The 25,029-nt window shown below is 73.0% G+C and carries 23 protein-coding genes; 7 read left to right on the top strand and 16 right to left on the bottom strand.

Annotated features, from left to right (window positions below; all coding sequences use genetic code 11):
* Positions 1 to 103: 103 nt before the first annotated feature.
* Positions 104 to 2,554 carry an ATP-binding protein gene (locus tag ACIOD1_RS00775; RefSeq protein ID WP_401899415.1) on the top strand — a complete coding sequence of 817 codons (2,451 nt, stop codon included), beginning with the start codon at positions 104 to 106 and terminating at the stop codon, positions 2,552 to 2,554.
* Between the two features lie 77 nt (positions 2,555 to 2,631).
* Here the strand turns inward: ACIOD1_RS00775 and nucS are convergent, their stop codons facing one another.
* Positions 2,632 to 3,303 carry an endonuclease NucS gene (gene nucS / locus ACIOD1_RS00770; RefSeq protein WP_365618342.1) on the bottom strand — a complete coding sequence of 224 codons (672 nt, stop codon included), beginning with the start codon at positions 3,301 to 3,303 and terminating at the stop codon, positions 2,632 to 2,634.
* Positions 3,304 to 3,523: 220 nt separating this feature from the next.
* Here nucS and ACIOD1_RS00765 point away from each other — a divergent pair, with 220 nt between their 5' ends.
* Positions 3,524 to 3,916, top strand: a complete 393-nt coding sequence (locus ACIOD1_RS00765; RefSeq protein WP_351822392.1) for an SCO5389 family protein — start codon at positions 3,524 to 3,526, stop codon at positions 3,914 to 3,916.
* 73 nt (positions 3,917 to 3,989) lie between these two features.
* Here the strand turns inward: ACIOD1_RS00765 and ACIOD1_RS00760 are convergent, their stop codons facing one another.
* On the bottom strand, positions 3,990 to 5,021 hold the full coding sequence (locus ACIOD1_RS00760) for an LLM class flavin-dependent oxidoreductase (protein ID WP_401899414.1): 1,032 nt from the start codon (positions 5,019 to 5,021) through the stop codon (positions 3,990 to 3,992).
* 246 nt (positions 5,022 to 5,267) lie between these two features.
* On the opposite strand from ACIOD1_RS00760, the gene ACIOD1_RS00755 reads away from it, so the two are divergent.
* Complete coding sequence (locus ACIOD1_RS00755; protein ID WP_365618338.1) at positions 5,268 to 5,594, top strand: ATP/GTP-binding protein; 327 nt, start codon at positions 5,268 to 5,270, stop codon at positions 5,592 to 5,594.
* 27 nt (positions 5,595 to 5,621) lie between these two features.
* On the opposite strand, the gene ACIOD1_RS00750 is transcribed toward ACIOD1_RS00755, so the two are convergent.
* From ACIOD1_RS00750 to mce, 7 genes are all read right to left on the bottom strand, one after another.
* Complete coding sequence (locus ACIOD1_RS00750; RefSeq protein WP_365618337.1) at positions 5,622 to 6,455, bottom strand: ABC transporter permease; 834 nt, start codon at positions 6,453 to 6,455, stop codon at positions 5,622 to 5,624.
* The gene (locus ACIOD1_RS00745) at positions 6,452 to 7,603 is read right to left on the bottom strand and encodes an ABC transporter ATP-binding protein (protein WP_365618335.1); all 1,152 of its coding nucleotides are present in this window, start codon (positions 7,601 to 7,603) and stop codon (positions 6,452 to 6,454) included. The genes ACIOD1_RS00750 and ACIOD1_RS00745 overlap by 4 nt, the downstream gene beginning before the upstream one ends.
* A 179-nt stretch (positions 7,604 to 7,782) precedes the next feature.
* The gene (locus ACIOD1_RS00740; protein ID WP_365618630.1) at positions 7,783 to 8,562 is read right to left on the bottom strand and encodes an ABC transporter permease subunit; all 780 of its coding nucleotides are present in this window, start codon (positions 8,560 to 8,562) and stop codon (positions 7,783 to 7,785) included.
* A 2-nt stretch (positions 8,563 to 8,564) separates the two neighbouring features.
* The gene (locus tag ACIOD1_RS00735) at positions 8,565 to 9,578 is read right to left on the bottom strand and encodes an ATP-binding cassette domain-containing protein (RefSeq protein WP_365618333.1); all 1,014 of its coding nucleotides are present in this window, start codon (positions 9,576 to 9,578) and stop codon (positions 8,565 to 8,567) included.
* Between the two features lie 124 nt (positions 9,579 to 9,702).
* Positions 9,703 to 10,641 carry a cellulose-binding protein gene (locus ACIOD1_RS00730; protein WP_365618331.1) on the bottom strand — a complete coding sequence of 313 codons (939 nt, stop codon included), beginning with the start codon at positions 10,639 to 10,641 and terminating at the stop codon, positions 9,703 to 9,705.
* A 194-nt stretch (positions 10,642 to 10,835) separates the two neighbouring features.
* Positions 10,836 to 15,491 carry a polarized growth protein Scy gene (scy, locus tag ACIOD1_RS00725; protein WP_401899411.1) on the bottom strand — a complete coding sequence of 1,552 codons (4,656 nt, stop codon included), beginning with the start codon at positions 15,489 to 15,491 and terminating at the stop codon, positions 10,836 to 10,838.
* Positions 15,492 to 15,670: 179 nt separating this feature from the next.
* Positions 15,671 to 16,099: a methylmalonyl-CoA epimerase gene (gene mce, locus ACIOD1_RS00720; protein WP_365618327.1), complete on the bottom strand. Its 429-nt coding sequence runs from the start codon at positions 16,097 to 16,099 to the stop codon at positions 15,671 to 15,673.
* Positions 16,100 to 16,244: 145 nt separating this feature from the next.
* Here mce and ACIOD1_RS00715 point away from each other — a divergent pair, with 145 nt between their 5' ends.
* Positions 16,245 to 17,447 carry an acetyl-CoA C-acetyltransferase gene (locus ACIOD1_RS00715; protein ID WP_365618326.1) on the top strand — a complete coding sequence of 401 codons (1,203 nt, stop codon included), beginning with the start codon at positions 16,245 to 16,247 and terminating at the stop codon, positions 17,445 to 17,447.
* Between the two features lie 8 nt (positions 17,448 to 17,455).
* Positions 17,456 to 18,418 (top strand): methylmalonyl Co-A mutase-associated GTPase MeaB, encoded by a 963-nt coding sequence (meaB, locus tag ACIOD1_RS00710; protein ID WP_365618324.1) that lies wholly within the window; start codon positions 17,456 to 17,458, stop codon positions 18,416 to 18,418.
* A 65-nt stretch (positions 18,419 to 18,483) separates the two neighbouring features.
* Here meaB and ACIOD1_RS00705 read toward each other — a convergent pair whose 3' ends face one another.
* The 5 genes from ACIOD1_RS00705 to ACIOD1_RS00685 form a co-directional block, all read right to left on the bottom strand.
* Complete coding sequence (locus tag ACIOD1_RS00705) at positions 18,484 to 19,071, bottom strand: PepSY domain-containing protein (protein WP_401899409.1); 588 nt, start codon at positions 19,069 to 19,071, stop codon at positions 18,484 to 18,486.
* A 127-nt stretch (positions 19,072 to 19,198) separates the two neighbouring features.
* Positions 19,199 to 19,675 carry a MarR family transcriptional regulator gene (locus tag ACIOD1_RS00700; RefSeq protein ID WP_365618627.1) on the bottom strand — a complete coding sequence of 159 codons (477 nt, stop codon included), beginning with the start codon at positions 19,673 to 19,675 and terminating at the stop codon, positions 19,199 to 19,201.
* Positions 19,676 to 19,750: 75 nt separating this feature from the next.
* On the bottom strand, positions 19,751 to 20,554 hold the full coding sequence (locus ACIOD1_RS00695; RefSeq protein ID WP_401900407.1) for an AIM24 family protein: 804 nt from the start codon (positions 20,552 to 20,554) through the stop codon (positions 19,751 to 19,753).
* A gap of 26 nt (positions 20,555 to 20,580) precedes the next feature.
* Positions 20,581 to 21,231 carry an AIM24 family protein gene (locus ACIOD1_RS00690; protein ID WP_365618321.1) on the bottom strand — a complete coding sequence of 217 codons (651 nt, stop codon included), beginning with the start codon at positions 21,229 to 21,231 and terminating at the stop codon, positions 20,581 to 20,583.
* A complete protein-coding gene (locus ACIOD1_RS00685; RefSeq protein WP_365618320.1) occupies positions 21,231 to 21,869 on the bottom strand; it encodes an AIM24 family protein in 639 nt (212 codons plus the stop codon). Before ACIOD1_RS00685 ends, ACIOD1_RS00690 begins: the two co-directional genes overlap by 1 nt.
* A 231-nt stretch (positions 21,870 to 22,100) precedes the next feature.
* Here ACIOD1_RS00685 and ACIOD1_RS00680 point away from each other — a divergent pair, with 231 nt between their 5' ends.
* Both ACIOD1_RS00680 and ACIOD1_RS00675 read left to right on the top strand, forming a co-directional pair.
* Positions 22,101 to 22,445, top strand: coding sequence for a DUF3817 domain-containing protein (locus ACIOD1_RS00680; protein WP_365618318.1), 345 nt, complete (start codon positions 22,101 to 22,103; stop codon positions 22,443 to 22,445).
* Complete coding sequence (locus ACIOD1_RS00675) at positions 22,442 to 22,738, top strand: MTH1187 family thiamine-binding protein (protein WP_365618316.1); 297 nt, start codon at positions 22,442 to 22,444, stop codon at positions 22,736 to 22,738. Before ACIOD1_RS00680 ends, ACIOD1_RS00675 begins: the two co-directional genes overlap by 4 nt.
* 98 nt (positions 22,739 to 22,836) lie before the next feature.
* Here ACIOD1_RS00675 and ACIOD1_RS00670 read toward each other — a convergent pair whose 3' ends face one another.
* Entirely contained in the window at positions 22,837 to 23,850 is a 1,014-nt protein-coding gene (locus ACIOD1_RS00670) for a glycoside hydrolase family 6 protein (RefSeq protein ID WP_401899408.1), read from the bottom strand.
* 123 nt (positions 23,851 to 23,973) lie between these two features.
* Entirely contained in the window at positions 23,974 to 24,975 is a 1,002-nt protein-coding gene (locus ACIOD1_RS00665) for a DUF5937 family protein (RefSeq protein WP_365618312.1), read from the bottom strand.
* Positions 24,976 to 25,029: the final 54 nt, after the last annotated feature.

Here is a 25,029-nt window from a genome sequence, read left to right as displayed (position 1 = left end):
TAGGGTTCGGGCGGAACCGGACCAGTAGCGAGAGCGGCGTGTGCGAAGGCCGGGCGTAACGACGACGGCGGCGGCGCGCGCGACGCGATCGGGAGACTTGGTCATGGACCGTACACAAGGACAGCCGGGCCCGGGCGAAGAACCCGGCGCGCAGCCCTCCGGAGAGCCGTCCGCGGCGCCCACCGGACTGCCCCTCCCGCCCGCGCGGATCGTCGTGCTGACCGCGGGTCGGCACACCCTCACCGTCAATCCCGTCGACGGCAGCGAGATCGAGCCCCTGCGCCCCGGCGCGGAACCCGCCGACGGCCCCGCCCGACGCGACGCCGCCTCCCGCGCCGCCCGTGCCGGGGCCGCGCGGCCCCCCGCGCTGCCCGGCCCGCCCCCGCCCGCCCGGCCGCTCCTGGAGCGCGCCGAGGAGCGGGAACGGCTCGTACGCCTCCTCGGGCGCGGGCGCTCCGTACGGCTGACCGGGCCGGCGGGATCCGGCCGATCCGCCCTGCTGGACGCGGTGGCCGAGGACTGCGCCGCCCTCGCCCCCGACGGGGTCGTCCGGATCAGCGGCCACGGGCAGCACCAGGCCCCCGAACTGCTCCACGCGCTGTACGCCGCCGTGTACGAGGCGCCCGACCACCGCCCCGACCGTACGGAACTCCTCGCGCGGGTCGGCGAGATCGGCGCGATCGTGCTCCTCGACGACCTGGAGCTGGGCGGCGCCGCCCTCGACGAGCTGCTGCGCGCCACCCCCGAATGCGCCTACGTGCTCTCGGCGACCCCCGACACCAAGGCCCCCTCCGACGACTCGCACCTGGAGGAGGTCTTCCTCGGCGGGCTCGGCAAGGCCGACTGCGTGCTGCTGCTGGAGGCGGCCACGGGCAGGGCCCTCACCCCGGAGGAGACCGCCTGGGCGGGCGACCTCAGGTTCGCCTCCGAGGGGCTCCCGCTGCGCTTCGTCCAGGCCGCCGGGCTGCTGCGCCAGCGCGACGAGCTGAACCGGCTCGTCGCCCCGGACGAGGACGACGAACCGGGGGTCTTCGAAGGACGCCCCCGCGACCCCGCCCACGTCCCCCTGCCCACCCTGGCCGAGGCCGCCGCCCCCGCCGAACTGCTGGCCTCCCGGGTCAGCGAGTCGGCCCGGGCCGCCCTCAGGATCGCCTGCGCGCTGGGCGGGGAACTCCCGCACCACGCCCACCTGCCCGCGCTGGTCGGGGACACGCACGCCGACTCCGCCGTCGCCGAGCTCCTGGGATGCGGGCTCGTCACCCGTGTCGGACCGCGCTACCGGCTCGCCGACGGGGTCGCGCGGCAGTTGGAGGAGGCCGGCTACGGGGACACCGCCGCCGAGGAGGCCCGGACCGCCGCCCGGCACTACGCCTGGTGGACCGGCCACTCTTCGGTGACCCCGGAGCGGATAGCCGCCGAGGCCGACGCGGTGCTCGCCGCGCTGGCCGGGGCCGATGTGGTGGCCGCCGTACTCCTGGCCCGTACGGCCGCTCCCGCCTTCGCGGCCTCCCTGCACTGGGAGGCGTGGGAGCGCGTGCTGCGGGCGGGGGCGGAGGCCGCCCGCAAGGCGGGGGAGGTCGCCGAACAGGCCTACTTCCACCACGAACTGGGCGTGCTCGCCCTGTGCGAGGGACGCCTGGAGCGGGCCCGGGCCGAGCTGGAGGCCTCGATCGGCCTGCGCGGAGCGCTCGCCGACAAGCGCGGGACCGTCGCCGGCCGGCGGGCGCTCGCGCTCGTCACCGACCGGGAGGCCCAGGGGGTGGAGATCTCGCCGCCGCTGCGGCTGGAGCCACCCGTCGCCCCGCCCGTCGCGGTGGCGGCCCTCGCCGCCGTCTCCATGGTCAAGCCCGTCGAGGCGCCGCCCGCCCCCCGGGGCGCGGAGGCCGCCACCCAGGTCACCCCGGTGATCACGGCCCCGCACCACACCGGTGCCCCGACCGCCCTGACCCAGGTGTTCGAGGAGGCCTTCCCGAAGGTCGCCCGGCCCGTCCCGGCCCCCGGCGCGTCGCTCCCGGCCCCCGGCCCCGGCCCCGGGTCCGACGCGCGCCGACGCCGTACGGTGCTGCTCTCCGCCGCCGGAGCCCTCACGGTGGTGGCGCTCGGCACGGTCGTGGGCCTGGCGCTGGCCTCGGAGGACTCCGGGACCCCCCGGACGCCCGCCGTGTCGTCGACCCCGTCCCCGCCGGCGGAGCCCGAGGCACCCGGGGCGAGCGGGAACGATCCTGCGCCCTCGGACCCCGCCGCCTCCCCCTCCCCGTCGCCGTCGCCCTCGCCGTCCACCGCCCCCGAGCCGGGCGCCGGCGAGGCCCCGCAGCCGACCCCGCCGGCCCGTACGTCCGGCCCCCAGCGGCCCACGCCGCCGAAGCCGACCCCGCCCAAGCCGACGCCGCCGAAGCCCACCCCGTCGACCCCGACCCCCACGGTGTCGACGGAGCCCCCGCCGGTGACCACCGGCCCGACGCCGCCGGACCCCCCGAACCCGCCGACGACCTCCCAGGCCGCCCCGCAGGTCCCGACGGCCCCCGCGCCCCAGCCGTCCACGCCGACGGCCTGACGGCCCGGCCGGTACGCGTACGGCCCCCCGAGCCGAGCTCGGGGGGCCGTACGCGTCGAAGGGGGTCGGGGGCGGGATCAGAACAGGCGGAGCTTGTCGTCCTCGATGCCGCGCATGGCGTTGTAGTCGAGGACCACGCACGTCATGCCCCGGTCGTTCGCGAGGACGCGCGCCTGCGGCTTGATCTCCTGAGCCGCGAACACGCCCCGGACCGGCGCCAGATGGGGGTCGCGATTGAGCAGCTCCAGGTAGCGGGTCAGCTGCTCGACGCCGTCGATCTCCCCGCGCCGCTTGATCTCCACCGCCACCGTCGCACCGGAGGCGTCCCGGCACAGGATGTCGACCGGGCCGATCGCGGTCATGTATTCGCGCCGGATCAGGGTGTAGCCCTCGCCGAGGGTGTCGATCCGATCGGCCAACAGCTCTTGGAGGTGCGCCTCGACGCCGTCCTTGATGAGGCCGGGGTCGGTGCCCAGCTCGTGCGCGGAGTCGTGGAGGACTTCCTCCATGGTGATGATGAGCTTCTCGCCCGCCTTGTTGACGACGGTCCAGACACCCGCGTCGTCCCCCGTCCCCTCCTTGAGGGTGCAGGGCGGGGACATCCAGTTGAGCGGTTTGTACGCCCGGTCGTCCGCGTGGATCGAGACACTGCCGTCGGCCTTCACGAGGATCAGACGGGGTGCCGAGGGCAGATGGGCGGTGAGCCGGCCCGCGTAGTCGACGGAGCAGCGGGCAATGACGAGACGCATGGTCGGCAACGCTACTCGACCGACGGCCCCGGGCGCGATTCGCCCCTGAAAGCCCCCTTCGCCGATGGCGCGTTGTATGCGCATTCTCCTGGTGCGGTACCCGGTGGGCGCCTACCGTGGTGAGCGGGAGGTTGCCGAGCGTGCACGCTGCGTCGCGGCCTCCTTCCCTGCCCGTAAGACTCCGGCAACCCAATCGGCCGGGGTCACGAGAGGAGAACCCATGTCGCTCGACGTCTCACCGGCCCTACTCGAACAGGCCGAGCGAGGCGAGGTCGACGAAGCCGCATTCGTCGACTGCGTCCGGACCTCCCTGCCCTACGCATGGGAGATGATCAGCTCGTTGGTGGCCCAGCTGGAGGTTGAGGGCGGACAGTTCGCCGACAACCAGACGCCGCCGCCGGACGAGCAGGCCCGTGGGCAGCTGTTGCGCGCGCTCGCGAGTGACGCGATACGCGGTGCCCTGCAGCGTCATTTCGGGGTGCGCCTGGCATTCCAGAACTGTCACCGGCTGGCGGTCTTCCCGCTCGATTCCTCGGTGGACGACCGGTTGGCCAAGTTCACCTCGATCCGTGGCCAGCTGCTCAACCAGTCGCCGGAGCTGCGCGACTGCTAGCGGGACCCGAACTTCGCTGCCGCTCCGTGTCGCGGGAGGTGCGACTGACACCGGAGCGGCAGCCCAGGTCCCCTCACGGAAGGAGCGGCAGCACCTCCGCGCCCAGGCGCCGTACGTTCTCCTCCGTGGCCGCGAGGTCACCGGAGCCCTCCGTCAACAGGGCGAAGCGGGTGATGCCCGTACGCTCCGAGGTCGCCGCGAGCCGGTCCGCCGCCAGCGCGGGACTCCCCACGGGGTGCAGATCGCAGAGCAGCTCCGTGTAGGCCGCCGGATCCCGCATCGAGCGCTGCCGGCCGTCCACCGTCACGTGTGCCCCGAGGCCCTGGCGGAACCAGCCCGGCATGGCCTTCATCAGCGTCTCCCGCGCGTCCGCCGTGCGGTCCGCGAGCTGGCAGACCCCGGCCGACACGTGCCCGGCCGCCCGTACGACCTCGGGGGAGTGGCCCGCCGCGAGCGCGGTCTCCCGCCAGAGCGCGACCTGCGCCGCCTTGTCCTCGTCCCCGCAGTGCATGCCCAGCAGCATCGGCAATCCGCGCCGCGCCGCCATCCGGACGGACTCCGGGGAGGTGCAGGCGACGATCACTTCCGGCCCTGTCCCGTCCCCGTCCAGAGCCTCCGCCGGGCGCGGTACGACGGGCACCTCGCGGAAGTCGTGGCGGCCGCCCGCCGACCCCACGCGGGGCTCGGCCAGCCAGCGCCGCAGCAGGTCGAGATCCTCGGGGAAGCCGCTCTCGTACGCCTCCAGGCCACCACCGAAGACCTCCAGGTCCACCCAGGGCCCACCGCGCCCCACCCCGAGGGTGAACCGCCCGCCGGAGGTGACGTGCAGCAGGGCGGTCTGCTCCCCGAGCGCCACCGGGTGGGTGCTGGGCAACACGCTCACCGCCGTCCCCACCCGCAGCCGCCGGGTCCGGCCCAGCAGCAGGGCCGCCAGGGTGACCGCCGAGGGGCAGACCCCGTACGGCACGAAGTGGTGCTCGGCGAGCCAGACGGAGTCCAGCCCCGCCTCCTCGGCCACCTCGGCCGTCCGCACCGCCCGGTGTAGCGCCTCCCCCTGCCCCTGGCCCGGGAACTGGGCCGCCAGTACAAAAGCTCCTACGCGCATCGCCCTTCGCCTTCCTCGCGGCTGACGCGGCCTCCCCCAGGTGGACCGACTCGCTGATGGCATCAACGTCTGATGGCAACAACGTCTGACACGTGCCAAAGGCACGGCCTGACAGGAAAGTTATTGAGATTGTCGGGCCGGTTCGCCTGCCACCGTCAGCTTCCTCAGGACACCCTGCGGGTACCCGGGCTCGCTGCGCGTAGTCTGGTTGAAAGTCACTGCCCGCCGCCCTTTCGTGAGGTATACGTGTCACCGCGCCACAACCGCCCCAGGGGCGGCGAGACTCCGGACGAACGCCCTTCCACCGGCCTCGACCGCTACGGGCTGGAGCGGACGGAGGAGTACCAGGGCGAGGAGTGGAAGATCCGGCACGTCGCCGGCGCGAGCGCGCAGGGCAAGCGCTACCGCTGCCCCGGCTGCGACCAGGAGATCCCCTCGGGCACCCCGCACCTGGTGGCCTGGCCCGAGTACGGCGGCGTGGACGACCGCCGGCACTGGCACAAGGCCTGCTGGAACGCGAAGGACCGCCGCACCTCCAAGGTGCAGCGGTCCCGCAACGCTCCCAAGTACTAGGGCGTGCCCGCGGGGGACGGCCCCGGCTCACACGTCCCGGCGGCGCACCACCACGTACGAGGCCACGACCGCGGCCGTCGTCACGCCGACCACCAGGGCCAGCTGGGACCAGTTGGGGGGCAGGGACCGGCCGTCGAACTGCGCGCTGTCGCCCTGCGCCCCGAAGAGCTGGATCAGCCCCATCGGCGCGTTGTAGCGCAGCACGGTGAGCCCGATGCCCGTGGTGGCGGGCCAGGCGGTCAGTATCCCGCCGAGCACCGGGGGCATGGTGACCAGGCCGAGCATCACCGCGATCCCGCCCGCCGAGTGCCGTACGAGCGCGCCGACCGCGAGCGCCAGCACGCCCAGCAGGGTCACGTAGAGGCAGCCCGCGAGGGCGCCCGCCCACTCGGAGCGGCTGTGCGTCCCGGACGCGGGCCCGTTGCGCAGCAGCGCGGCCGTGACGCCGACGAAGGCCACCGAGGCCGCCGTGACGGCGAAGGCGACCCCGCCGAAGACCAGGTACTTCGCGGTCAGCACCCGTACCCGGTCGGGGGCTGCGGTGAAGGTGGTGCGGATGAGGCCCGTGCCGTACTCGGAGGAGATCGTCAGCACCCCGAGCACGATCACCGCGAGCTGGCCGATCATCAGGCCGAAGAGGGCCGGTCCGGTGAAGGGCATCGAGGCGTAGTTCTCGGAGCGGGTCTGGAGCACGACGAGCAGGCCGATGCCGGTGACCAGGGCCACGAGGGAGCCGAGCGTCCACAGTGTCGAGCGCACGGAGGTCAGCTTCGTCCACTCCGAGGCCAGGGCGTGCCCCAGGTGCGGCCGGGGCGCGGGCAGCGTCGCGCCGCCGTTCCCGGGAGGCGTGGGGGCGGTCATCGGGTGTCCTCGGCGGTTCTCTCGGCGGGCTCGCGCGGGGTCTTCTCGGAGGTCGTGGCCAGTCCGGCGGGGCTGTCGGGCATCAGGAAGGGGCGCGCGGCGGAGTCGGTTCCCGGCGGCGGGGGCGCGAAGAAGCTCGCGGCGGCCTCGGCGGACACCCCGGGCGCCGGCTCCTCCTCCCACGGGGGGAAGACCTCCGGCTCGGGCTCCCACAGCTCCTCGCGGGGGTCGTCGGTGGAGGTGTACTCCACCGAGGACTGGGTCATCCGCATGTACGCCTCCTCCAACGAGGCCCGGTGCGGGGACAGCTCCCACAGCCGTACGCCGGCCTCGTGCGCGAGGTCGCTGATGGCGGGCAGCTCCAGCCCGGTCACCCGCAGGGCCCCGTCGGGCTCTTGGAGGACCCGGCCGCCGGCCTTCGACAGCGCGCTGCCGAGCACGACCCGCCCGTCGGGGCCGTTGCCGGCGGCGCGCACCCGTGCGAATCCGGCCGAGTTGTGCGTGATGAAGTCCTGGGTGCTCATGTCGGACAACAGCCGGCCCCGACCGATCACGATCAGGTGGTCGGCGGTCAGCGCCATCTCGCTCATCAGGTGCGAGGAGACGAAGACGGTGCGCCCCTCGGCGGCCAGCCGGCGCATGAGGTTGCGGACCCAGAGGATGCCCTCGGGGTCGAGGCCGTTGATCGGCTCGTCGAACAGCAGCACCTTCGGATCGCCCAGGAGGGCGGCCGCGATGCCGAGCCGCTGGCCCATGCCCAGGGAGAAGCCCCGGCTGCGCTGGCGGGCGGCGTCCTGCAGCCCCACCACGCCCAGCACCTCGTCCACCCGCGCCTCGGGGATCCCGGAGAGCTGGGCCAGCGCCAGGAGGTGTTTGCGGGCCCTGCGGCCGCCGTGGACGGCCTTGGCGTCGAGCAGGGCGCCGACGTGCCGCTGGGCGTTCGGCAGCTCCCGGAAGGGGTGGCCGTTGATCGTGACGTGACCGGCCGTGGGCCGGTCCAGGCCGAGGATCATGCGCATGGTGGTGGATTTCCCGGAGCCGTTGGGCCCCAGGAATCCGGTGACATGACCCGGCTTGACCTGGAAGGAAAGCCCGTCGACAGCGGTCTTGGCGCCGAAGCGCTTGGTCAGGCCGACTGCCTCGATCATTGCTGCTGCCCCTTGCCAGGCCCGGACGGATCTCGTCCGCGTACGCCTTAAGAGCTTAGCGAGTCCCCTGTGGTTCCCTTCCGGGCCGGATCCCTGAGCTGTCCCTGAGATCCGACCCGGGGATCACCCGTAGTACGGCAGGCGTCCGTCACAGGGGGGACGCCCGCCGTCGAGGCCCGTCAGGCGTCGCGGTTGCGCAGCACCAGGTAGCCCCCGGCGAGGACCGCCACGGTCCACAGCGCCATGATCCCGAAGCCGCCCCACGGCCCGTAGGGCGGAGCTTCGCTCCCCATCGCCCCGGGGACGACCTGCATGATCGCGGACCCGGCCTGGTCGGGGAGGAACCGGCCCACCTTCCGGGTCGCCGGCACGGCCCCGAGGATGTTGGAGATGATCAGGAAGAACGGGATCAGGATGCACAGCGAGAGCACGGAGCTGCGCAGCATCGCCGCGACGCCCATGGAGAACAGGGCGATCATCGCCATGTAGAGCCCGGCCCCGGTCACCGCGCGCAGCACGTTCGGCGCGTCGAGGCCGATGCTGCGGTCGCCCAGGATGGCCTGTCCCAGGAAGAAGGACAGGAAGCTGGTGATCAGTCCCACCACCAGGGCGAGCCCGGTGGCGACGAGCAGCTTGCCGAGGAGGAAGGCGCCCCGGTTCGGCACGGCGGCCAGCGAGGTGCGGATCATGCCCGAGCTGTACTCGTTGCCCACCACCAGCACACCGAAGACGATCATCGCGAGCTGGCCGAGCGTCATCCCGGCGAAGCTGGTCAGGGTGGGGTCGAAGGTTCCCTGTTCCTGCGGGGACATGTTCTTGAACGTGGCGTTGACCGCCGCGCACAGACCGGCGCTGACGCCGACCGTGACCACGACGGCGACGACCAGGGTCCAGCTGGTGGAGGCGACCGTGCGGATCTTGGTCCACTCGGACCGCAGGACGGCGGGGAAGTCGGCCACGGTCACTCACCGCCCTTGCGCGTGGCGTCGAAGCCGGCGCCCCAGGCGGGGACGTCGGCGGGCCGGGCCGGATTGTCGACGGCCCGGCCCGGGGGCACGGGCGCGCCCGGCGCGTGGGCGTGGTACTCGACGGAGTCCGCCGTCATGCGCATGAACGCTTCTTCCAGTGAAGCCCGTTGCGGGCTGAGTTCGTGCAGCACGATCTGGTGCTGGGCGGCGAGTTCGCCGAGCTGCTCGGAGGTGACGCCGTCGATCTCCAGGACTCCCGTGGCGGGCACGCTGATCGCGTCGATCCCCGCCTCGTGCAGGACGTCCTTGAGCCGCTCCTGCTGCGGCGAGCGCAGCCGTACGTAACTGCGGGAGTTCTGCGCGATGAAATCCGACATCGACAGGTCGGCGAGCAGCCTTCCCTGTCCGATCACCACCAAATGGTCTGCGGTCAGCGCCATTTCACTCATCAGGTGAGAGGAAACGAAGATCGTCCGACCCTCGGACGCCAGCCCCTTCATCAGATTGCGGATCCAGAGAATTCCCTCGGGGTCCAGACCATTGACGGGTTCGTCGAACATCAGGATCTTCGGATCGCCGAGCAGCGCGGAGGCGATTCCGAGCCGCTGTCCCATCCCGAGTGAAAATCCTTTCGACTTCTTCTTCGCGACGGCCGTCAGGCCGACCAGGTCGAGCACCTCGGCCACGCGTGTCCGCGGGATGCGGTTCGACTGGGCCAGACAGAGAAGGTTGTTGTAGGCGCTGCGGCCGCCGTTCATGGACTTCGCGTCCAACAGCGCACCGATGTACTTCAGCGGTTCCGGCAGCTCCCGGTAGCGCTTGCCGTCGATCCGGACCGAGCCACTGGTCGGGTTGTCGAGGTCGAGCATCATGCGCATGGTCGTGGACTTCCCCGCCCCGTTGGGGCCGAGGAAGCCGGTCACCACCCCCGGTCTGACCTGGAAGCTGAGGTTGTCCACGGCGGTCTTGGCGCCGAATCGTTTGGTTAGTCCCTCAAGCTCGATCATGCGGCCACGCTAGAACGCCGAAGGGCCGTACGCCACCTCTAAAGGGTGACGTACGGCCCATGTCGGGACGCTTTGGCTACCGACGGGTGGACGGCGCCGGTCGACGGCGCGTCGGCGGCGGAGCCTAGCGGCTCTGCTGCGCCGGAACCCCGCGGGTGACGGGCTCGTCGTCGATCGGCGAACCGGCGGCGGCGACGGCCGCACCGGTCAGCGTCGCCAGCATCTCGCGGACGTTGGTGAGCTGCGCGTTGATCGAGTCGCGGCGGTTGGTGAGCGCCGCCAGCTCGCGCTCGGACTCGCTGCGGATCCGGTCGGCCTTGGCGTTGGCGTCGGCGACGATGTCCTCGGACTGACGCTGCGCGGTCTCCACGGTCTGACGGGCGCGGCGCTCGGCGTCCGTACGGAGCTTCTCGGCCTCCAGGCGCAGCTGCTCGGCGCGGTGCTCGATCTCCGCCAGGCGCTTCTCGGCCTTCTGCTGACGCGCGGCCAGGTCACGCTCGGACTGCTCGCGGCGCTTGGCCAGGTTGGTCTCGAAGTCCGCGGCGGCCTGGGCGGCCTTGGCGCGGGTCTCCTCGAAGAGCGCGTCGGCTTCCTCGCGCTTGGAGGAGGCGTCCTTCTGGGCCTCGGTCCGCAGCGTGGAGGCGTCGCCCTTCGCCTTCTCGACGATGCGGACGCCCTCGTCCTCCGCCTTCGTCTTGCGGTCGGACGCGAACGACTCCGCGTCGTTGCGCACCTGCTGAGCGGCCGACTCGGCCAGCTCGCGGTGCTGCTCGGCCGCGCGACGGGCCTCCTCGCGCAGGTCCTTCGCCTCCTCCTCGGCCAGCCGCAGGATCTTCTCGACCCGGGCGCCGAGTCCGGCGTACGACGGCTCGGCGTCGCTCACCTGGGCCTGGGCGTTCTGCGTCTCGAGGTGCAACTCCTCGATCCGCTTTTCCAGAGAGTTGATACGTCCCAGTGCGCTGTCGCGGTCGGAGACCAGCTTGGTAATGCGGTCGTCCACCTGACCGCGGTCGTAACCACGCCGCACGAGCTCGAAGCCGAAGGGGGAGGAAGTGTCGCTCATGGGGTTCCTGTCGAATGAGACCGATGAGGTGCTACGTGAGGTGTTAAGGGGAATCCTAGGCGCCCGGACGGCGTGTCATCGAGTCAATCCGGGTTTGCCCTGGACAATGACACCCCTTTTGAGTGGCACGGCGACAGAATGCTTGTCACTCCTTCGCCTGACCTCCCTCGGAAGCACACATCCTTCTGACCTGACTAGCCCTCTGACGTCTTGCCACCCGAACGAGTGGAACCCGCGGTGACTCCGGCCTTCACGCCCCCCGCGCCCTGGCCGCCCGTCGCGGGCTTCGCGCCACCCGAAGGTGCCTCGAAAGACTCCAACGCCTCAAGAACGTCCTGGACACGGGAGATCTCCGCCTGAATGTCCTCGCGCCTGCGCACCAGGACCTCCAACTCGCGTCGACCCTCGTCGACCAGTCGCTCCGCCTCCGCCTTCGCGTCCGAGAGCGCCGCCTCGGCCTGACGCGACAGATCGGCCTTCTTCTGCTCGGCCTCCTTGAGCAGCGCCTCCGCCTTGCGCACCGCGGCGATGCGGACCTTGCTCGCCTCGCTGCTCGCGTCCGACACCAACTCCTTGGCCTTCGCCTCGGCTTCGACGCTCTGCTCGGTCGCCGCCCGGACGAGCTTGTCCACGCGCTCCCCGGCCGACTTCATCTGCTCGGCCGACTCCCGGCGGGCCCGCTCGTGCAGCTCCTCCACCTCGGACTCGACCCGGCCGCGCAGCTCTTCCGCCCGTTCCCTTATGGCGGCGGCGTCCGTGCGCGCCCCGACCAGCAGCTCGTCGGCGTCCGTACGGGCCTTCTCCACCATGGAGTTGCCCTCGACCGTGGACTCCGAGGTGATCCGCGCCGCCTCCTTGCGGGCCGCGTCGACCATCGCGTCGGCCTGCTCCTCGGCCGCCGTGGTGGAGGCCAGGGCCTGCCGGCCGGCGTCGGCGGTGAGCTTGTCGGCTTCCGCCGAGGCCTCCGTGATGAGCCGGTCGACCTGCTCCGCGGCCTCGCTGCGCCGCTTGTTGGCCGCCTCGCGGGCCTCGTCGAGCAGCCGCTCGGTCTCCTCGCGGGCCCGCGTCCGCATGAGTTCGGCCTCGGTCGCGGCCTCCGCCTTGACCCGCTCGGCCTCCGAGCGGGTGCGGGTGGCGTGCTCCTGGGCCGATGCCAGGGCCTCCGCCGCCTCCGCGCGCAGCCGCTCGGCCTCGCCCCGGGCGTCGCCGACCGTACGCTCGTTGTCCTTGCGGGTCTGCTCGGTGAGCTTGTCCGCCTCGGACGCCGCCTTCGCGATGAGCCGGTCCGCCTGCTCGGCGGCCTCCGTACGGAGCCGGCCCGCCTCGGTGCGCGCCTCGTCGAGGGTCTGCTCGGCGTCCCGCTCGGCGCCCGCCAGGGTCTCGTTCGCCGCGGTCGTGACGCGCTCGGCCTCCGCCGTGGCCTCGCCGACGACCCGGCCGCCCTCGGCGCGGGCCTCGTCCAGGGTCCGGGCGGCCTCGGCGGTGAGCTGCTCGGCCAGGGCCGCCGCCTCCCCGACGGTGGCCTCGTTGGCGGCGCGCGTCTCGGAGACCAGCCGGTCGCCCTCGGCGCGGGCGTCGACCAGGACCTTCGCCGAGTCGCGCTCGGCGCCGGCCAGGGTCGCGGCCGCCAGCTCGGTGAGCCGCTCGGCCTCGGCCAACGCCTCGGTGGTGAGCCGGTCCGCCTGCTCGGCGGCCTCGGTACGCAGCCGGCCGGCCTCGGCGCGGGCCTCGTCGAGAGTCTGCTCCGCCTCGTCGGCCAGTCGCTCGGCCTGGGCCGCGGCCTGGCCGAGGGTGGCCTCGTTGGCCGTACGGGTCTCCTCGGTGAGCCGGTCCGCCTCGGACGCGGCCTCGGTGATGAGCCGGTCCGCCTGTTCGGCGGCCTCGGTACGCAGCCGGTTGCCTTCGGCGCGGGCCTCGTCCAGCACCCGGGCGGCCTCGGCGCGGGAGGCGTCCGCGGCGGCCAAGGCCTCGGCGGACAGCCGCTCGGCCTCCGCCGTGGCCTCGCCCACGGTGAGGGCGTTGGCCGCCAGGGTCTCCTGGGTGAGGCGCTCGGCCTGCGCCGTCGCCTCCGCCACGAGCCGGGCGCCCTCGGCGCGCGAGGCCTCCAGGGACTCCGCCGCCTCGCCGCGGATCCGGTTCGCGTCGTCCCGGGCGTCTGCCCGGGTGCGCGTCGCGTCCCGCTCGGACGCCGCGAGGGACTCCGTCGCCTCCGTGCGCACCCGCTGGGCGTACTCGGCGGTGTCCGTGCGCACCTGCTCGGCCTCGGCGATCGCGTCGCCGACCGTGCGTTCCGCCAGCGCCTTCGCCGCGTCCGTCTCGACACGGGCCTCGCTGCGGATCCGCGAGGCGTCCTCCGCGGCGCGCTCGCGCTCCGCGTGGGCGTCGGAGCGGACCCGGTCCGCCTCCTCGACCGCTTCGGTGCGGGTGCGTTCCGCGGCGTGCTCGGCCGCGCTGCGCAGCCCCGCGACCTCCTCGTCGGCCTGCTCGTGCAGACCGGCGACGGCCTCGCGCACCTGCTGGGCGGTGGCCTCGGCCGCCGCGACCACCTCGGACGCGCGCCGCTCGGCCTCCTCGGTGAGCCAGACCGCCTCGGCGGTGGCCTCCTCGGAGCGCTTGCGTGCCTGCGCGAGGAGTTCCTCGCTCTGTTCGCGGGCCTGCGCCCGCTCGTTGCCGGCGTCCGTACGGGCCGCCGACAGGGTCTCCTCGGCTTCCCGGCGTCGCCGGGCGGCCTCCTCCTGGGCGGCGGCCAGGGCTTCGGCGGCCTCCTCGGCGACCCGCTCGGCGGCGGCCTTGGCCTCCGCGCGCAGCCGGTCCGCGGTGTCCTGGGCCTCCGAGCGCAGCCGCTCCGACTCGGCCTCGGCCTCCGCGCGCAGCCGTACGGAGACCTGCTCGGCCTCCGCGCGGACCCGGCCCGCGTCCTCGGCGGCCTCGACGCGCAGCGCGTCGGCCTCCGCCTGGGACTGGGACTGGAGCGTACGGACGCGCTCCGCGGACTCGGCGCGCAGCCGGTCGTTCTCCTCGGTGGTCTCCTTGCGGATGCCCTCCGCCGCCTCGCGGGCGTCGCGCAGGGTCTGCTCCGCCGCCGAGAGACGGGTCTCGGCGTCGGTGTGCAGCCGCGTCAGTTCGGTGTCGGCCTCGGCGCGCTTGGCCGCGAGGGCCTGCTCGGTCTCCTCGCGCCGGGCGCGGGCCGCCGCGTCCGCCTCGGCGGCCAAGGCCTCCGCCTGCTCCTCGGCCTCGGCGCGCAGCCGGTCGGCCTCGGCGCGGGTGCGCTCCAGGGTCTCCTCGGCCTGCCGGCGCAGGGTGGTCGCCCGCTCCACGGCCTCGGCGCGGACCCGCTCGCTCTCGGCGGTGGCCCCGCCGCGCAGGCCGTCGGCGTCCGACTTGGCCTTGCCGAGCAGTTCCTCGGCGGTGCTGGCCGCCTCCTCGATCTGCTGGACCGCCTCGCGGCGGGCCTCCCCGCGGATCCGCTCGCCCTCGGCGACGGCCTCCGCGCGCAGCTGCTCGGCCTCTCCGCGCAGCCGCCGGGCCTCCTCCTGGAGTTCGACGGTGCGGGCGCGGTACTCCTCGGTGTCGTCCTTCGCGGCGCCCTTGAGCTCGTCGGCGGTGGTGGCCGCCTGCAGGCGCAACCGGTCGGCCTCGGACTCCGCCTCGCGACGGATCCGCTCGGCCTCCTCGGAGGCGGCGCGGGTGGTGGCCCGGGCGTCCTCGGAGGCCTTGTTCAGCACGTCCTCCGCGGAGCGGGCCGCCTTCGCCAGCTGGGCGGCGGAGTCCTCGGCGGCGGCGGTACGGGCCTGGTCGCCGGCCTCGGTGCGCAGCCGCTCGGCCTCGGCGCGGGCGTCGGCCAGGGACTGCTCGGCCTCGGCCTTGAGGACCTCGGCCTCCTTGGTGGCCTCGCCGACGAGGCGGGCGACCTGTTCCTTCGCGGTACGGGTGCGCTGCTCGTTGACGGACTCCGCCGAGGCGAGTTGGCGGGCCGCGCTCTCCTTGGCGTCCGCGAGCAGGGTCTCGGCCTCGGTGCGGGCGGAGCGCAGGGCGGTGTCGGCCTCCTGCACGCGGGACTCGGCGACGCGGCCGAGGTCCATGGTCTGCCGGCGCGTCTGCTCCGCCTCGGCGGTGCTGCTGGAGCGCAGCCGCTCGGCGTGCTCGGTGGCCTCCTGGGCCTGCGTGGAGGCGGCGGCCAGCAGCCGCTCGGCCTCCTTGCGGGCGCGCAGCAGCGTGGTCTCGGCCTCGCCGCGGGCGGTCTCCGCGTCGGCGGCGAGCCGGCGGCGGGCCTCCTCGACGGCGCGGGCGGCCTCGGCGCGGGCGGCGTTCAGTGCCTGGTCGGCCTCGGCGCGGGACTCGTCCATGAGCCGGCGGGCCTGGGACTCCGTACGGGAGCGCAGCTGCTCGGCCCAGGCGACGTTCTCGTTGACGTGCGCCTCGACGGTCTGGCGGCGCTCGTTCAGCTCCTGGTCCAGGCGCTGGCGGCGGTTGACGGCCTCGGCGTGCAGCTCGGCCTGCAGGCGCGCCTGGTGCTCGGCGTGCTCCTGGAGGATGCGCTGGGTCTGCGCCCGGGCGTCGCGCAGTTCGCGCTCGGCGTCGGAGCGCATCTGGTCGGCCTGGACCTGGGCGTTGCGGAGCAGCTGCTCGGCCTGGTAGCCCATGTCCGCGCCGTCGTAGGCGGGCCGGGACGCGAGATTGCGGCGCACCTCGTGGAGCTTGGCCCGCAACACCTCGACCTGGTAACCCAGGTCCTCGGCGTGCTGGACGGCCTTCCCGCGCTCCTTCGTGAGCCGCTCCATCTCGGCTTCGAAGCGCGAGAGATGGTCGGCTTCAGCCTGATGGCTCTCTTGGCTTTCGTAGCCCCGCACAGCGCGGTCCCATCCGTCCCCTGGTCGCAAGCTCATCACCAAATGAGCATCGCTCGCCCGCTGAACGACGCCCCCGGGGGATGGTGTCAGAAACCGGGTCGGGGGATACAGGCCCCGACCCCGTCCGCACCTAACCCCGGCCGAGCCAGTGCCACTCTACCGGCCGGGGAATGGGGGCATCAGTGCTCGGGGTTGCTCGTGACCAGTTCGGTGAGGACGCCGTGGCAGTCCTTGGGGTGCAGGAAGGTGATCCTGGAGCCCATCGAGCCGATCCGCGGCTGGTCGTAGAGGACCCGAACGCCCTTGTCGCGGATGGCCTCGGCGTCCCCGTCGACGTCGGCGGTGCCGAAGGCGATGTGGTGGACGCCCTCGCCGTTCTTGGCCAGCCACTTGCCGACCGCGGAGTCCTCGCGGGTGGGCTCCAGGAGCTGCAGGTAGGAGGCACCCCCGTCCGAGGTCTCGTTGATCTTGAGCATGGCCTCGCGGACACCCTGTTCCTCGTTGACCTCGGTGTGGAACACCTCGAATCCGTACGTGGCACGGTAGAACTCGACGGTCTTGTCCAGGTCGAGGCAGGCGATCCCGATGTGGTCGATTCTTGTCAGCATGGGACCAGTGCACCGCTTGGCGGGTGGTCACGCAACGTGCCAGCGATCACACCGACTGGCCGATGACGCCGGGGGTACTGCTCAGTACATTCGGGTAAACCCTCGTTCACTCCTCAGCATCCCTTGTTGAAAGGGGATCCGCCTCATGTCCGGATCGAACAACACCACTTCAGTGATCGTCGCCGGGGCCCGCACGCCCATGGGACGACTGCTCGGCTCGCTGAAGTCCTTCTCGGGCGCCGATCTGGGTGGCTTCGCCATCAAGTCGGCGCTGGACCGGGCCGGCATCTCCGGCGACCAGGTCCAGTACGTGATCATGGGCCAGGTGCTCCAGGCCGGCGCGGGCCAGATCCCCGCCCGCCAGGCCGCCGTCAAGGCCGGCATCCCCATGAACGTGCCCGCGCTCACCATCAACAAGGTGTGCCTGTCGGGCCTGGACGCCATCGCGCTGGCCGACCAGCTCATCCGCGCCGGGGAGTTCGACATCGTGGTCGCGGGCGGCCAGGAGTCGATGACCAACGCCCCGCACCTGCTGCCGAAGTCCCGCGAGGGCTTCAAGTACGGCGCCATCGAGATGCTCGACGCCATGGCCCACGACGGCCTCACCGACGCCTTCGAGAACATCGCGATGGGCGAGTCCACCGAGAAGCACAACACCCGCCTCGGCATCGAGCGCGCCCCGCAGGACGCGTTCGCCGCCACCTCCCACCAGCGGGCGGCCGCGGCGCAGAAGAACGGCGTCTTCGAGGCCGAGATCACCCCGGTGGAGATCCCGCAGCGCAAGGGCGAGCCGGTGCTGTTCTCCGAGGACGAGGGCATCCGCCCCGAGACCACGGTCGAGTCCCTGGGCAGGCTGCGCCCGGCCTTCGCCAAGGACGGGACGATCACGGCGGGCACCTCCTCGCAGATCTCCGACGGCGCCGCCGCGGTGGTCGTGATGAGCAAGGCCAAGGCGCAGGAGCTGGGCCTGGAGTGGCTGGCGGAGATCGGCGCCCACGGCAATGTGGCGGGACCCGACAACTCGCTCCAGTCGCAGCCGTCGAACGCGATCCTGCACGCGCTGGCCAAGGACGGCCTGGAGGTTTCCGACCTGGACCTCATCGAGATCAACGAGGCCTTCGCGGCGGTCGCGGTCCAGTCGATGAAGGACCTGGGGGTGACCCCGGAAAAGGTGAACGTCAACGGCGGCGCCATCGCGCTCGGACACCCCATCGGCATGTCCGGCGCCCGGGTGGTGCTGCACCTGGCGATGGAGCTCAAGCGCCGCGGCGGTGGGACCGGCGCGGCCGCGCTGTGCGGTGGCGGCGGCCAGGGCGACGCCCTCGTGATCCGCGTCCCGAAGGCGTAGGCGGCGGCATGACGACGGTGGACGTCCCCACGCTGGTGGCACAGGCCCGTGAGGGCCGGCCGCGGGCGGTGGCCCGGCTGATCTCACTGGTCGAGGGGGCGTCCCCGCACCTGCGTGAGGTGATGGCCGCCCTGGCACCGCTGACGGGCGGCGCGTACGTGGTCGGCCTGACCGGATCTCCGGGGGTCGGCAAGTCGACCTCGACCTCGGCTCTGGTGTCGGCCTACCGCGCCGCCGGCAAACGGGTCGGGGTGCTCGCGGTGGACCCCTCCTCGCCCTTCTCGGGCGGGGCGCTGCTCGGCGACCGGGTCCGGATGTCGGACCACGCCTCGGACCCGGGGGTCTACATCCGCTCCATGGCCACCCGGGGGCACCTGGGCGGGCTGGCCTGGGCCGCCCCGCAGGCGATCCGGGTGCTGGACGCGGCCGGCTGCGAGGTGATCCTCGTAGAGACGGTCGGCGTCGGGCAGTCGGAGGTGGAGATCGCCTCGCAGGCCGACACCTCGGTGGTGCTGCTGGCGCCCGGGATGGGCGACGGGATCCAGGCGGCGAAGGCCGGGATCCTGGAGATCGGCGACGTGTACGTGGTGAACAAGGCCGATCGGGACGGGGCCGACGCCACCGCCCGGGAGCTGAACCACATGCTGGGCCTGGGCGAGGCCCGGGGCCGGGACGACTGGCGGCCGCCGATCGTGAAGACGGTCGCGGCCCGCGGCCGGGGCATCGACGAACTGGTCGAGGCGCTGGAGAAGCACCGGGCGTGGATGGACGAGCGCGGGGTGCTGGCCGAGCGGCGTGCGGTCCGGGCGGCGCGCGAGGTCGAGACCATCGCGATCACCGCCCTGCGGGGGCGGCTGGCAGACCTGCGCGGCGACGCGCGCCTGGAGGCCCTCGCCGGACGGGTCGCGCGCGGCGAGCTGGACCCGTACGCGGCGGCGGACGCGCTGCTGGAGAGCCTCACCGAAGGCTGAGCGGGGCCGGGGCCGGGGAGGTGCGATCCCCGGCCCCGGCCCGACGGCCGCGGTGCCGCGCCGCTTCAGTTGTTGTCGTTGTCGTTGTCGTTGTCACCGTCGTTGTCGGAGTCCGCCGGGACGATCTTGCCGGTCTTGGCGTCGACGCCGACGTTCTTGGTGCTGCCGTCGGACGACTTGATCTCGACCGACCAGTAGTCGGCGACCCCGTTGTCGTTGTCGTTGTCCCAGTCGAGGGACCACACCTTGCCGGGGGTGGCGGCCAGCGCGGCCTTCATGGCCTTCGCGGCGTCGACCTTCGCGGCGAGCAGGGTCTTGTACTCGTTGCCGTCCTGCTCGGTGTCCGAGTCGCTCCGGGTGACGGCGCCGGCGGCGCTCACCTCCACCTCGGAGTGGGCCTTGCCGTTCTTGCCGATCACGTCCACGTGCCAGACGGACCCGTCCTTGTCGAGGGACTCGACGAAGCCCGGGTACTTCTTCAGGGCCGCGGCCGCGGCCCCCGCGGCGTCGACGTCGGCGCGGGCCGCCGCGGCGGACGCCGGGCGGGTCCCGACGGCGGTCGCGGACGCCGCTGTCGCGGACGCCACGGGGCCCGCAGTCAGCAGGACGGCGGCCGCGGCCGCCGGGACGTAGAGGGAGCGGGTGCGCTTCATCACTGGACCTCCTCGGGCCGGCCGGTGGGCGGCCGACGGTGAGCGGTATCGCCCATTGTCGGCCCGCCCGCCCGAAGTGGCGCGCGGTGAGGGGTCCGTCGCAGGTCAGAGGCGCTTGTGGGGCCTCTTAGACGCGGCCGCGGTTCTCCCGAAGGTGCTCCGCGACGGGCCGCAGCGACTCGCGCAGGGCCGTCAGCGCGGCCGGCGGGAGCAGGTCGATGAAGTGCTCCCGTACGGACGCCACGTGATGCGGGGCGACCTTGCGCATGGTCTCCATGCCCTCGTCCGTGAGGACCGCGTACAGGCCGCGGCGGTCGGACTCGCAGTTGACCCGGCGCACCAGGCCCGAGGCTTCCATGCGGGTGATCTGGTGCGAGAGCCGGCTCTTGGACTGGAGGGTGGCGGTGGCCAGATCGCTCATGCGCAGCCGGTGGCCGTCCGACTCCGAGAGGTTCACGAGGATCTCGTAGTCGTTGTTGGTGAGTCCGAAGGGCTGGAGATCCTTTTCCAGCTGGTGCATCAGCAGTCTGCTGACGTCCAGGTGGGTGCGCCAGGCGCACTGCTCGGCGTCGCTCAGCCAGCGAGTGGCGGTCTCGGTCTCGATGGTCTCCATGAATGAACTCTACCTAAGAAGTTGAATTACGTACAAAAATAGGAACATCCGCTTCTGCGGAACACGTCACAGGCCGAAGCGCCGTTGCAGATCACCCAGCTGCCCGGGCATCCGCGGGACGCCCAACTGTCCGAGCGGACCCTGCCCGGCCCCCGGGACGCCCTGGGCGTTGCCCGCGGCCGCGCCGGCGCCCACCTGGCCGACCGCCTGCTCGGCCATCAGCATCTCCGAGGACTGCAGCAGCACGGTCCCCGCGCCGACGAACTCGAACTGGTGCTCCTCGCCGGAGGCTCCGCCGATGCCCGTGAGCGCGCGCAGCCCGCCCATCACGCCCGACATGTAGCCGTGGTCGTAGTGGTGGCACGGCGAGGGGCAGTCCGCCCAGCCCACCAGCGCCTGGGGGTCCACACGCATCGGGGGCTCCATGAACACCACCGGACCGTTGGACGCCGCCACGAACTTGCCGGTTCCGATCAAGGTCAGGAACCCCGGGACGATCGACTGCTTCAGGGCCAGCGTGGGCTGGTAGGCCAGCAGGTTCCCCGACCGGATCGTCAGGTTGCCGTTCTCCAGGTCGTACGAGTTCACGTCGAAGGCCCGGTCGGCCAGCAGCATCTTGCCCTGGCCCTCGGCCACCACCCAGTCGCTCGCGTGCAGGGGCGAGTGGAAGCTGGTGCGCAGCAGGCGGTCGAAGCGGCCGTTGCCGATGCCGTTGAACTCGATGCGCCCGTAGTACGAGATCATCTTGCCCTTCTGCAGGAACCACTGGCTCCCCTTGAGCTCCACGCAGAAGGTGTACGCGTTCACGTTGTCGTCGGAGGGCAGGGTGTACGGGTCGAAGACCGTCGGGCCGCCGGGGGCGCCCGTCACGGGGCCGACCGGACCTGAGGGGTACGTCACAGCTTCTCCTCCGAGGCCTGCACGAAGACCGCGCCCTGTCCCGACAGCTCCAACTGGAACGCCTCGCCGGAACCGCGACCGACCATGTCCCGCCAACCCAGCGCGGCGGAGAGCTTGTTCCGGACCTCCCCGTGGTGGGCCACGTACGCCTGCGGGTCGACGTGGACCGGCCGGTTCGGGGTGATGGGCAGCTCGATGACCCCGCCGTGGGCCATCACGGCCACCGAGCCGTGGCCCTTGAGGGTGGTGGTGAAGAGGCCCTGCCCGGTCACCTGGCCGCGCACCATGCCCATGACCCCGCCCTGCGAGCCCATGAACATCGTGCCCTGCTGGAGGGTGCCGTCGAAGGCGAGCAGTCGGTCCGCCTCGACGTAGAGGGTCTCGCCCGTGAGGCTGATGACCTGGATGTGGTGGCCGCCGTGGCCGAACATCACCGTCCCGCTGCCCTCGACCGTCATCAGCGGGGTCTGCTCGTTCGCCACCCGGCGCCCGATCATGCCCATGACGCCGCCCTGGCCGCCCGTCAGGCTCGGGGTGAAGGAGACCTCGCCGCGGTAGGCCAGCATCGCGCCGCGCTGGCTGTACATCTTCTGGCCCGGGACCACCTGGGCCTCGACCATCTTCGAGTTGATCTCGCGGAACGGCATCAGACGTCGCCCCCGACGGTGTTGCGCTCGCTGGGCTGCACGTAGACCAGGCCCTCGCCCTCGAAGCGGATCTGGAAGGCCTCGCCGGACCCCTCGCCGATCAGGGTGCGGAAGTTCACCCCGGACTGGAAGGACTGCTGGAGGTTGCCCGTGTGCGCGACGTACGCGCCCGGGTCCACCGACAGCGGGTACTGGGCGCTGACGCGCAGCACCACCGCCGGGCCGTCCGACATGATCGCCGCCTGCCCGGAGCCCTCGACGGTCGTCGTGAAGAGCCCGTTGCCCGTGGTCGCGCCGCGCAGCCCCGTGAAGGTGGTGCCCGTGCGCAGCCCGGCGTCGGTGCACAGCAGGTTGCTGGACTCCACGTAGAGCTTCTCGCCGCGCAGATTGACCAGATTGATCTCACTCGCGCGGTCGGCGAAGTAGCAGGTGCCGTGACCCTGTACCTCCATCACGGTCATCTGTTCGCCGGTCAGTCGGCGCGTCACCATCCCGCGGAGGCCTTCGCCGCCGCCCGTCATCTTCTTGAAGGCCATCTGGCCGTCGTACGCGACCATGGCGCCGTTCTTCGCTTTCACGGCGTCCCCGGTCAGGTCGACGGCGAGCACCTTGCTGCCTTGGAGTCGGAACTGAGCCACGGGACGAAGGTATCGGCAGCGGGCGGGGCCGAACAGGGCCCAGCGGCCGATATGCGCCACACTCTCGCCACAGTTCCGTCACACGACCGTCCCACGCGGGGGCGCGTCCGCTCCCCGCGCGGGCGCGCGCCCGCGCTCCGCGCCCCCGGGCTCGCGGGGGACCCGGGGCAAGATCGGCGGGAACGGCTGAGACACTGGAACGCCCCCCGGCCTCGATCCCGAAGGTTCCACGTGGACATCAAGACCGCCTCCGCCCTGCACCGGCTGCGCCTCATCTCCGTACCGGAGGCGCTGTCGTTCCCGGCCCTGCTGATCTTCGGTTCGCTGCTCAAGCGGACGACGGACATCGACTACCTGATGATGCCGCTCGGCATCCTGCACGGGATCCTGTTCGTCATCTACGCGATCTTCCTGCTCGACGTGTGGAACCGGGCGAAGTGGCCGTTCAAGAAGGCGCTGCTGTTCTTCGTGCTCGCCCTCGTCCCCTTCGGCGGCCTCTACGGGGACAAGCTGCTCAAGCGCGAAGAGGCCGACAGCGTCCTGGGCGCCCGGGTCCGCGCGGAGGCCGGCGCATGATCATCGCGTTCTCCGTGACCCCGCTCGGGGTCGGCGAAGAGGTCGGGGAGTACGTCGCGGACGCGGTCCGCGTGGTCCGCGAGTCCGGGCTGCCCAACCGCACCGACGCCATGTTCACCACGGTCGAGGGCGAGTGGGACGAGGTGATGGACGTGGTGAAGCGCGCGGTGGCCGCCGTGGAGGCGCGGGCGCCGCGGGTCTCCTTCATCCTCAAGGCCGACATCCGTCCCGGGGTCTCGGACGGCATGACCTCCAAGATCGAGACGGTGGAGCGGCACCTCGCCGAGGGCTGAGCCCCGCCGCTCCTCCTGTTCTTCCCGCTCCCTCCGTACGTCTCGCGGCGCCCCCGACCGACCGGCCGGGGGCGCCGTCGCGTTCCGGCGCCCCCGGCTCAGTCGCGGGCGCGGCGGGCCAGGCCCAGGGCGTGGTCCGGCCACCAGCCGCCGGCTTCCGGGCCGCCGCGACAGGGGCCGTCGGACTCGCCCGGCCGCTTGATCCACAGGTACGCGTCCACGAGCGGGTCCCCCGTAACGTCGGTGGGCGGGACGCCGAGCGAGCGGCCGGGCGGGTTGCACCAGGCCCGGGTCGGGTCGCCGGTCGGGGGGCCGGCGCCGTTGCGGCCGGTGTCGAGGACGAAGTGCGCGCCTCCCGTGCCCCGGGAGATCTCGGCGCCGTAGGAGCGGCTCGCCGCGTCGGGCTGGAACTGGGAGACGTTGAGGGAGAAGCCGTCCGCGCGGGCGAGACCGGCCTTGCGGAGGGGCCCGACCAGGTCCGCCGGGTCCCGGATCCAGGCCGGGTGACCGGCGTCCAGGTAGACCCTGGTGTTCCTGTTCCGCTTGAGCCGGTCCACGGCCTGCGACAGCAGTCCGTAGCGCTCCTCGCGCAGTGCGGCCGGGGTGCAGCCGTCCACGACGTGCGGGACGGCGCCCGGTTCCAGGACGACCACCGCGCGGGTGTCGGCGAGGGTGTCGGCGAGCGCTCCGACCCAGGCGCGGTAGGCGGCGGCGTCCTTCGCCCCGCCCGCCGAGTGCGGGCCGCAGTCGCGGTGGGGGATGTTGTGCGCGACGAGGAGCAGGACCTGCCCCGAGGCCTTGGCGGCCGCGCGGGCCCGGCGCAGCGCCGGGGCGGGATCGCCGCCCGACATCCACAGGGCCATCGGCCGCTCCGAGATCCGGCGCAGCAACTGGGCGTCGCTGTTGCGGCCCTGCGCCTCCCAGGCGAGCACCTGTCGGGCGGCGTCGCTCCGCGGATCGACCCAGTACGGGGACCCGGCGGCTTCGGCCTGGGCGCCGGCGGCGGCCGGTCCCGGAGCGGGCTCCTCGGAGCAGCCGGCGGCGAGGAGGATCAGCAGGCCGAGGGCGGCGGCGGCCGTACGGCGCATGAGTCGGGGGGCGACGGAGGGCATCCGGCTACCTCGCGGCGTAGGGGCGGACGGCGGACCGGGACATCGTGACATAAGGGGCATTTGGTGCTTGGCGCGACACCGTCGTCCCTCGTCCGTTGTCCGTCGTCCGTCGTCCGTCGTCCGTCAGGGAGCGGCGCCGGTCGCGAGGGCGATGCCGAGCGGGGTGCGTTCGTAGAGGACCTGGTGGCCGTGGCGGGCCGGGGTCAACAGCCCCGCCGCCCGCAGCGCCTTGAGGTGCGCCGACACGGTGGAGGGTGCCAGGCCCAGCCGGAGCGCGAGGGCCGTGGTGGACGCCGGCTCGTGCAGGGCGCAGAGCACCTCGGCCCGGCCCCGGCCCAGCAGTCCGGACAGGGCCTCGGGGGCCGGTCCGGGCGCCGCCGTCCACAGGGCGCCGATGCCCCGGGCCGGATAGACCAGGGTCGGCTGCCAGGGCGGGTCGTAGCCCCCGACCACCTCCGGCCAGACGAACGCGCTCGGCATCAGGAGCAGGCCCTGTCCGCCCAGTTCGCGGTGGTGCCGGCTGCCCCGGCGGTCGTTGCTCAGGGTGTGCGCCTCCTCGTCCCACCGCAGGTCGGGGTGGAGCCCGTCGAACAGGGCCCCGAGTCCGCCCGCCGCCAGCCGCCGGGAGTGGAACAGCACGTCGGCCTCCAACAGCGCCCGCAGCCGGGGCCAGTGCGGGGCGATCAGCGCCCGCCACACCGCCTCCGTCAGATCGGCCAGCTCCAGGACGGCCCGCGCGGGATCCGCCAGCATCCGCCGCCCCGCCTCGCTCTCCACCGCGCCCGGCGTGCACACCAGGGAGCGGCGCAGGTCCTCGTGGGCGGCGGCCGGATCGGCGGCGGCCTCGCGGACCCGGGCCAACTCCTCCTCGAAGGTGACGGCGGGACCGAGCGGGGGCGGGCTCAGCAGGTCGGGGTGGTGCCCCTTGCGCGGCATCAGGAGCCACAGCGGTCGCAGGTCCAGCCCGGCCGCGTCGGCCCGGACCCGGCTCAGCCAGGGCAGGTGGTAGGTCTGGCGGTCCGGACGCAGCAGGACCCGTACGGCCTCCTGGGTCTCCCAGCGGGGGGAGATCGCGAAGCGGCAGCGCAGCAGGTCGGCCGGGCCGAAGCGGTAGTGGTCCCCCACGGCGGCCCTCCTTCGATTCGCCCCGGGCCGAATGTCTACGGTCCAGGTTAGACG

Origin of the sequence: Streptomyces sp. NPDC088097, assembly GCF_044741845.1 — a bacterium.
Taxonomy (GTDB): Bacteria; Actinomycetota; Actinomycetes; order Streptomycetales; family Streptomycetaceae; genus Streptomyces.
Note: the sequence above shows the minus strand (reverse complement) of the source record. Positions and strands in the feature narration are given on the sequence as shown.